Below are 8,261 nucleotides of genomic sequence, written 5' to 3'. Positions count from 1 at the left end.
TCGAATGCACCGGTCTTGAAAACCGGCATGGGTTTGTAGCCCATCTAGGGTTCAAATCCCTATCTCTCCGCCATATTTAGAAAAGCCCGTTACTGCAAAGTAACGGGCTTTTTGCTTTCTTTATTTTGAAATACTGGCAATGGGTTTGTAGCGTAATCGATGTAGGGTTAAAACCTTATCTCTCCGCCATATTTATCGAAAGAGCCCGCTAGTAATAGCGGGCTTTTTTGTGTTTGGATTCAAACTTTTATCGAAATGGTTTGTAGCGCAATCGATATAGGGTTCAAATCCCTATCTCTCCGCCATATTTAGAGAAGCTCGCTATTTTATAGCGGGCTTTTTGCTTTCTTTATTTTGAAGTTTTAGCAATAGGGTTGTAGCGTAATCAATGTAGCTTCATATTCCTTTCTCTTTGCTATATTCAGAAAGCCAATAGCGATGAATGAGTAACCTATTGATAGGAAGTTCTAATAAGAACCTCACACACTTTAATGAAAAAGCCAGAGCATGGCTCTGGCTTAGAAAGGGCATAATATTTTTTTAGCTATTGGTATTTCTCGAACCACCAAAGAATATGAGCGACTTTAGACATTAAGTTACTTGGGCGTTTATAAATCCCATGTGGCGCATCTGGAATTCTAACCATTGCTGTATCGATATTGCGAAGTTTTAGTGCTTGGTAGTATTGCTCTGTTTCTGCTATAGGCGTTCGCTGATCCGCATCACCAGTTAATAGCATAGTTGGAGTTGTAACGTTTCCTACATAGCTTATTGGTGAAAGTTTCATGTAGTGAGCTGTATCTTCCCATGGCATTTTTTTAAACCAGTTTTTGATAACAAATGGATAAATATCTGTTGTTAATGCGAAGCTGTACCAGTTAATGACAGGCTTAGCGACAACAGCAGCTTTAAATCTATCGGTGTGACCAATGATCCATGCTGTTAATACGCCTCCGCCCGAGCCACCGGTGACAAATAGCGCGTCCTTATTAATTGCCTCTTGGGCGATGACACCGTCTACCACAGACATTAAGTCATCATAATCTTGGCTTGGGTAGTTGTTATGTATAGTTTGGGCAAACTCCTTACCGTAACTATCACTTCCTCGAGGGTTTGCATAAACAACAACATATCCGCTCGCTGCCATTAATTGCACTTCTGCTGAAAAATGAGGACCGTAATTTGTGACTGGGCCACCGTGAATTTCTAAAATCAATGGAAACTGTTTGCCAGCCTCTTTTGCGGCTTTGTAACCAGGTGGGTAGGCAATCCATGCTTGAATATTACGATCATCATAAGACGACTTGACGTTGATTTCTTTTATATCGGCTAATGTTTTGTAATCGAGAGCATCACTATTGAGATCTGTTAACTGTTGAGTTTTGCCTTTTCGAGTGATTGCAATATCTGCTGGGCGCTGTGGATCAGAGTAAGTGAAAGCAATAGTACCATTCTCTGCTACATCAAAATCACTGCCTGTATAAGGTCGGCCAAATGCAAGGCCTCCGAGGTTCTTAGCTACTATCTTACGTTTACCATTTAATGGTTGATAAGCGACATAAGTTTCACCTTTATCGTGATAGCTCATATACACAGCTTTACTATTGTCAGCCCATTGGATGCTATTGATTGAGCGATCTAAATCAGTCGTGATTGCACGTTTATTGCTGCCATCAATATCCATGACATACAATAAAGTGTTCTCATAATTCATATGATGTTGATCGTAGCCTAAATAAGCAATGTAATTACCGTTAGGTGATACATGAGGTGCATTGTCAGGCCCAAGTCGGTCAGTGAGTTGGCTAACTTTTTGAGTCTGGACATCAACACTAAATATATTGCTATCAGTCCATTCTAATTCTTTATCTTCACGGGTGTTCGTTGCATAAATTATCTGTTTGCCGTCTTTTGTCCAACTGAGGTTGCTGCGATGATCAAATTGACCTTGGGTAATTTGTCGAGCAGAGCCACCATCAGCAGACATGACAAAAATATGGCTATGACCAGGTTTCGTAAAACCAGCACCGTCAAAACGGTAGTACATATCATCAATATAAACTGCTGGTTTAGCCCACTTAGCGTTATGTGGTTTACCGGGTAAAGATACAACTGACTTTGGTTTACTTGGAACAAAACGAGTAAAGGCTATTTTTGTGCCATCAGGTGACCAAGTAAGGTTACTGGGCGCATGACTAAAATGGCTCATTTGGCCTACATCACCGCTTTCTAACCATTTAATATGTATTTGAGGTGAACCACTCGCGGTTGATACATAAGCAAGCTTGCTGTTATCGGGTGATAAAGTTGGAGAAAAGTCCACATGCAAGCCATTAGTTACAGGGGTTAAACGCTTTTTGTTGTCCACCTTCCAGATATTGCCGAGCTTTTTATCACTTTGAATATCCATGTAGTTTCGAACAAAATATACCTCATCTCCGTCGTTATTGATTTCAAGATTTGAGGCATATTCGAGGGTAAAAATATCCTCAAGTTGCAATGTATTGTCGGGGCTAGCTTGCGTAACCGCTGATTGAGTTTCCGCAATTGCCATTCTTGAGCTAATAGCAACGGCCATAGGCGTCAGCATTAACACCAGATATATGCCTTTGTTCATGTGTATTCCTTGACGAGTAAAATAAGCATTGGAGAAGTATGAATCTTTAGCTTTTGTATAAGCCTTTATATACTGATTTGACGAATAAATTTAGTCTTTACTGTAAATTAGCATATTAAGAAATAATATTAAAGGGATGTGAATCCTAGTTTACATTTGTGTTTTGTTAGGTATATTACCCGTATAAATAACTTATAAAAGACGCTACTCATGTTTACTCATTCCCTGATAAATCATCATAAACACTCATTTAAACCTACTATTATTCGCAGTTCTGTTAGCCTAGTATCCTTGTTATTAAGCGGCGTTATGGCTCAATCAGCATTCGCAGCTACTCAAGTTATTCATGCAGGTGAGCTACTTGCCATACCAGGGAAGTCGCCATTAACTCAGCAAACTATTGTGGTTAAAGATGGTAAAATCCTTGATGTCAGGAAAGGCTTTATTCCAGCTAAGTCGATTGCAAAAGACGCTAAGTTAATCGATTTATCAAACAGTTTCGTTATGCCAGGTTTAATGGACATGCACGTGCATTTACAAATGGAACTTGGTCCAGATAACACGAAAGATACAGTAAAGTTATCTGATGCTGATATCGCAATGAAAAGTGTTCATTACGCCAAAACAACGTTGTTAGCTGGCTTTACAACAGTGCGTGATTTACTGAGTGAATCAGAGCAAATGTACGCTTTACGAGATGGTGTTGAAAAGGGCTGGATAGAAGGGCCTCGAATTATTGCAGCTGCAGGTATTTCTATCACAGGAGGACATTTAGATGCAGATGGAATGGCGCCAGATTTATTAGCAATGAAGTCTCCTAAAACGCTTTGTGATGGACCTTATGAGTGTCGAAAAATGACCAGGCACGCAATTAAATACGGTGCCGATGCGATTAAAGTCGCGTCAACTGGTGGAGTATTATCGGATACCAATACGGGTACGGGTCAACAAATGACTGATTTAGAGCTAAAAGAGATTGTGCAAACAGCACATGATCTTGGCCGAAAAGTAGCCAGTCATGCCCATGCAACTGCAGGGATTAATGCCGCATTGCGTGCAGGTGTCGACAGTATCGAGCATGGTAGTTATGCAGACGACGAAACCATCAAACTATTTAAGCAAACTGGTGCGTATTTAGTGCCCACATTATTGGCTGGTGCGACGGTTGTAGATATGGCTGAAACATCTGATTTTATGTCTAAACCTATCAAAGCGAAAGCGATCCGTGTTGGCGCTGATATGTTAGCTAACTTCGAAAAGTCATATAAGGCGGGCGTCAAGATTGCGTTTGGTACTGATAGTGGCGTGTCAAAGCATGGTATTAATGCACAAGAAGCGGTGTTAATGCACCAAGCTGGTATGTCCAATAGTGATATTTTACAGTCTGCAACAGTGAATGCGGCTGATTTAATCGATATGTCTGATAAATTAGGTACCATTGAAACCGGTAAATTTGCTGATATTATTGCGACTAAAAAGAGTCCACTTAAGGATATTTCAGCTTTATTGAGCGTCAGTTTTGTCATGAAAGATGGCAAGGTTTATAAAGATCTTTAGTTCGCTCCAAATATTAATCCATTAGTGTTTTAAAAAAGAGGCGTTAGCCTCTTTTTTTGAATAAAACTGTCATTGTTAATGCCTTGTTATCTCGTTTTGTGCATAATAACGCCATTATAAGTAATAGACACCACACTTTTAGCATGAATCAGACACTTTATGGGAATTAGAGATGGAAGCAGTAGCGTTTGAGCAGGTTCTTAGTAGCAATACTGCTGATAACATGACGCTGTCTGAAGCTCAGTCTTATTTTTCCTCGCAGCAAAATGCGCTTAATCTTCATGAGTTTATTGAGCCAAGTTATCTCAGTTCAAAAGAATTTAGAAAACAGGGTGTAGAACGATTAGATCATTTGTCTTTGTTATTATCTCAATACAAACGTTTTTATTGTCAGTACGTACTTAATTCTGGTAGCGATTTTTTAAATACATTAGTAAACAATAAACAGAAGGGCTTGAGTCAATCTATTCATAGCGGCGTTTCTAAAATTGAGAAAAAAGCAATAGAACAAGCAATGTTTTTTAATGCTCGTGCATCATGGATAGCCAATACACGTTTGTTGATATCTATCCTTGATGATAACGAACATTGTATCCAATTTGATGGAGAGGTTTTTGTATTTACTGACGATAATCTCAAAACACATTTTGATGATTGCATTCTTGCAATGGAAGTCGCTGCAGATTTCGAACATTTATTTTTAAATAGTAGAAAGTCTACGCTGGGTACTTGGTTCGAAAGTGTTGTTGCACGATTTAAGTAACAACTTAAATGCTAATTAAAGCAGTGATAATGCACAATTGCATCCAATCTTCTTGTATTAGACATGTTGAAAAGGAAAAAATATGGACGTTTTGTACTTTGCATTTTCTTGGGGTTCGCCTGTTGGATTGGGTTTATTCTTTTTTCTTTCTTGTAGTGGCACGGGTATTTTATTTTGGGGATTATCTAATTTTAAGAAGGGGAGTGAAAAAGCCAACAATTAAACGAGCTTGATATGAGTAGTTAATCATAGAGATGAATACTTATGTTGATGATTCATCATTTATTACTATAAAAACACAATACAACATAACACTGGAGCTTCAAGGGATAAGAAGCTGTCATTTTATAAGGAAATAAAAATCTATGGGTTTAGTTATATTGGCTTCAGCCATTCAGTTTTTGGTCGGTGGAGCGCTTGCAATGGGGCTGATATTCGGATTAAGCGCGTTAACAGGCTATAAAATTACTGAAACAAACAACTCTGTCATTATTGCCCTGTGGTTAACCTATTGCGCGAGCATTTTTGCCAGCATTATCTTGCTTATATATCAATATTCTAAAGAAGCCGCTAGCACCCATTATTTATGGTTACTGCTACCTTGGATGGTACTTGTTGCTATTTATGGATATATTGAACTGTGCGTAGAGAAAATTAATTAGTCGTTTCTTATGCACAAAAAAAACGCGCATATAGCGCGTTTTTTTATAAAGCCAACGATTAAAAATTAGCTGATTTAGGTGAACGTGGGAATGGGATTACATCACGGATGTTGCTTACACCAGTAACATAAGATACCAAACGCTCAAAACCTAAACCGAAACCTGCATGCGGTACAGTGCCGTAACGACGTAAATCACGGTACCACCAGTAATCTTCTTGATCTAACTTCATTTCTGCTAAGCGAGCATCAAGCACATCTAAACGTTCTTCACGTTGTGCTCCACCGATGATTTCACCAATACCAGGTGCTAATACATCCATCGCAGCCACTGTTTTACCATCATCATTCAAGCGCATGTAGAATGCTTTGATATCTTTCGGATAGTTTTTAACAACAACAGGTGCTTTAAAATGCTCTTCAGCAAGGTAACGTTCGTGTTCTGAGTGTAAGTCGATACCCCATTCAACATCGAATTCAAAGTCTTTATCGCAGGCTTTTAAAATTTCGATTGCATCAGTGTAATCAATTTGCGCGAAGTCACTTGTTACAAATGCTTCTAAACGTTCAATTGCCGTTTTCTCAACACGTTGTGCGAAGAACTCTAAATCGTCACGACGTTCTTCTAACACTGCACGGAAACAATATTTAAGCATGTCTTCAGCGAGTTTAGCTGCATCATCTAAGTCAGCGTAAGCAACCTCAGGTTCAACCATCCAGAACTCAGCCAAGTGACGGCTAGTGTTAGAGTTTTCAGCACGGAAAGTCGGACCAAATGTATATACTTTAGATAAAGCACATGCATAAGTTTCAGCATTCAATTGGCCTGATACAGTCAAAAATGATTCTTTACCGAAAAAGTCTTCTGCGAAGTCAACATTGCCTTTATCTGTGCGAGGTAAGTTTTCCATGTCTAGTGTTGATACACGGAACATTTCACCAGCACCTTCTGTGTCAGAAGCAGTGATTAACGGGGTTGATACCCAAATGTAACCTTGTTCGTTATAGAAGCGGTGAATGGCTTGCGATAAACAGTTACGAACACGTGCAACCGCACCAATGATGTTAGTACGTGGACGAAGGTGTGCTAATTCACGTAAATGCTCAATCGAATGACGTTTTGCAGCCATAGGATAAGTGTCAGGATCTTCAACAAACCCAGCTACTTCAACCTGCGTAACTTGTATTTCGAATGCTTGACCTTTACCTGGAGATTCCACGACTTCACCAGTCATGATAACTGAACAACCAGCAGTAAGCTTTAGCACTTCATCAGTATAATTATCTAAATTATTTGGTACTACGCCTTGAATAGGGTCAAAACATGAACCGTCATAAACAGCAAGGAATGAAATACCAGCTTTAGAATCGCGGCGAGATCTAACCCAACCACGAACTGTAACTTGCGAACCAATCGCGAAGTCACCTTTAAATACAGAAGCGACAGATGTAATGCTCATTGTTGCTTAGTTCTCCAATGAATCAATGATAAAAATAAGTGCTTTATATTACCTTGATATCGGCGTTTAACAAGCCGAAAACGCCCTTAGACGCAGATAAATGCGTAAGTTTTACTAATAAATGCCTTAATTGAGCCAATTTCATGTCATATACGTACAATAGGTTGTAAAAATTATCTTGTAACCATATGAACAAAAGCGCTATTTTAATAAAACACTTGGTAGTGGGGTGAATTAGTGACCAAAACAAAATTTTTGCAAATCATATTAACCATTTTGTCTGTGGCCGGTTGGTCTTTGGCCGTTTATGCGCTGCTTGTTTTTGGCGACGCAAGACCTGATCGTGCGGTAGGTTATTTTATGAGTAAAGGTGTTGAAGTCAGATTAAATTGGGATCCAGAATTAACTGTGAGACTGGAGTATGTTATCTGGGCTTGTGCTGCAATAAGTTTTGTTAATCTTGGGGTTAATTTTTATGCTCAAACGTCGAAGAAAATAGGTTTTTGGGTCAATATACCATTGCTACTGATGGTCTCTATTGCTGCTGGCTTGTATATTCGTTACGTTATTTAGCTCTTATCAGTGGTACTGATGTGTTTACACAACAAATCAATAATTGCCGCAGTAACACCCCAAATGAATTTGCCTTTATAAGGCATGTAATGCACATCAAACGTTTGTCCATCACGCATATACCTTAATTGATATCGATTGCTGGCGGTTGTGAAAAAGCTTAGTGGCACCCAAAAAGTCTCAGATACTTCTCCTGGATCGATTTTGATCTCAAATGGTTGTTTTATTATTCCTACAATAGGAGTGATTCGAAACCCTGTAAATGTCGCATGGGCGGGGAACTGACCAATCACGTCGACATTACTTTGTTTTAAGCCAATTTCTTCTTCTGCTTCCCTAAGGGCTGTTTCGATAATGGAGTTATCTTGTTTATCGACTTTTCCGCCGGGGAAACTGTACTGTCCAGGATGTGCTCTTAAATGCAGCGCTCTGCGTGTGATGAGCATATGTAGCTGACCATCAACCTCCATCAGCGGGATTAACACTGCAGCTTTACGTAATGCCTGTTGAATGGGAATATCGCTGGAATTGTCGCTGAGGTTTTGAAGTGCAAAATGGACATTAAACTGTTGAGCGTTCATTTACCTTCCTAACATTAAAGTCGCATCATGAATTAATCAGTTATAACTA

At 39.2% G+C, this 8,261-nt stretch carries 8 protein-coding genes; 5 read left to right on the top strand and 3 right to left on the bottom strand.

What is annotated here, in order from left to right; genetic code table 11:
• Nucleotides 1-544: 544 nt before the first annotated feature.
• Nucleotides 545-2,590, bottom strand: a complete 2,046-nt coding sequence (locus tag AN944_RS10770) for a S9 family peptidase (protein ID WP_144430174.1) — start codon at nucleotides 2,588-2,590, stop codon at nucleotides 545-547.
• Nucleotides 2,591-2,926: 336 nt separating this feature from the next.
• Here AN944_RS10770 and AN944_RS10765 point away from each other — a divergent pair, with 336 nt between their 5' ends.
• The 4 genes from AN944_RS10765 (at nucleotide 2,927) to AN944_RS10755 (ending at nucleotide 5,599) form a co-directional block, all read left to right on the top strand.
• Nucleotides 2,927-4,174 carry an amidohydrolase family protein gene (locus AN944_RS10765; RefSeq protein WP_055024613.1) on the top strand — a complete coding sequence of 416 codons (1,248 nt, stop codon included), beginning with the start codon at nucleotides 2,927-2,929 and terminating at the stop codon, nucleotides 4,172-4,174.
• A 172-nt stretch (nucleotides 4,175-4,346) separates the two neighbouring features.
• Nucleotides 4,347-4,937: a hypothetical protein gene (locus AN944_RS10760; RefSeq protein WP_055024612.1), complete on the top strand. Its 591-nt coding sequence runs from the start codon at nucleotides 4,347-4,349 to the stop codon at nucleotides 4,935-4,937.
• A gap of 82 nt (nucleotides 4,938-5,019) precedes the next feature.
• The gene (locus AN944_RS21630; RefSeq protein WP_156003232.1) at nucleotides 5,020-5,160 is read left to right on the top strand and encodes a hypothetical protein; all 141 of its coding nucleotides are present in this window, start codon (nucleotides 5,020-5,022) and stop codon (nucleotides 5,158-5,160) included.
• Nucleotides 5,161-5,302: 142 nt separating this feature from the next.
• On the top strand, nucleotides 5,303-5,599 hold the full coding sequence (locus AN944_RS10755; protein WP_055024611.1) for a hypothetical protein: 297 nt from the start codon (nucleotides 5,303-5,305) through the stop codon (nucleotides 5,597-5,599).
• 58 nt (nucleotides 5,600-5,657) lie between these two features.
• Here the strand turns inward: AN944_RS10755 and asnS are convergent, their stop codons facing one another.
• Nucleotides 5,658-7,058: an asparagine--tRNA ligase gene (gene asnS / locus AN944_RS10750; protein ID WP_055024610.1), complete on the bottom strand. Its 1,401-nt coding sequence runs from the start codon at nucleotides 7,056-7,058 to the stop codon at nucleotides 5,658-5,660.
• Nucleotides 7,059-7,295: 237 nt separating this feature from the next.
• Here asnS and AN944_RS10745 point away from each other — a divergent pair, with 237 nt between their 5' ends.
• Nucleotides 7,296-7,631, top strand: a complete 336-nt coding sequence (locus tag AN944_RS10745) for a hypothetical protein (protein WP_055024609.1) — start codon at nucleotides 7,296-7,298, stop codon at nucleotides 7,629-7,631.
• Here the strand turns inward: AN944_RS10745 and AN944_RS10740 are convergent.
• A complete protein-coding gene (locus AN944_RS10740) occupies nucleotides 7,628-8,212 on the bottom strand; it encodes a CoA pyrophosphatase (RefSeq protein WP_055024608.1) in 585 nt (194 codons plus the stop codon). The genes AN944_RS10745 and AN944_RS10740 overlap by 4 nt on opposite strands.
• Between the last annotated feature and the right edge of the window lie 49 nt (nucleotides 8,213-8,261).

The organism is Shewanella sp. P1-14-1 (genome assembly GCF_001401775.1).
Classification (GTDB): Bacteria; Pseudomonadota; Gammaproteobacteria; order Enterobacterales; family Shewanellaceae; genus Shewanella; species Shewanella japonica.
The sequence above is the reverse complement of the archived record's forward strand: the minus strand, read 5'-3'. Positions and strand labels throughout refer to the sequence as shown.

Excerpts from the sequence above, each read along its gene's own strand:
- AN944_RS10770 (WP_144430174.1), bottom strand. The coding sequence starts at position 2,590 with ATGCTGACGCCTATGGCCGTTGCTATTAGCTCAAGAATGGCAATTGCG.
- AN944_RS10765 (WP_055024613.1), top strand. The coding sequence starts at position 2,927 with ATGGCTCAATCAGCATTCGCAGCTACTCAAGTTATTCATGCAGGTGAG.
- AN944_RS10755 (WP_055024611.1), top strand. The coding sequence starts at position 5,303 with ATGGGTTTAGTTATATTGGCTTCAGCCATTCAGTTTTTGGTCGGTGGA.
- AN944_RS21630 (WP_156003232.1), top strand. The coding sequence starts at position 5,020 with ATGGACGTTTTGTACTTTGCATTTTCTTGGGGTTCGCCTGTTGGATTG.
- AN944_RS10740 (WP_055024608.1), bottom strand. The coding sequence starts at position 8,212 with ATGAACGCTCAACAGTTTAATGTCCATTTTGCACTTCAAAACCTCAGC.
- asnS (WP_055024610.1), bottom strand. The coding sequence starts at position 7,058 with ATGAGCATTACATCTGTCGCTTCTGTATTTAAAGGTGACTTCGCGATT.
- AN944_RS10760 (WP_055024612.1), top strand. The coding sequence starts at position 4,347 with ATGGAAGCAGTAGCGTTTGAGCAGGTTCTTAGTAGCAATACTGCTGAT.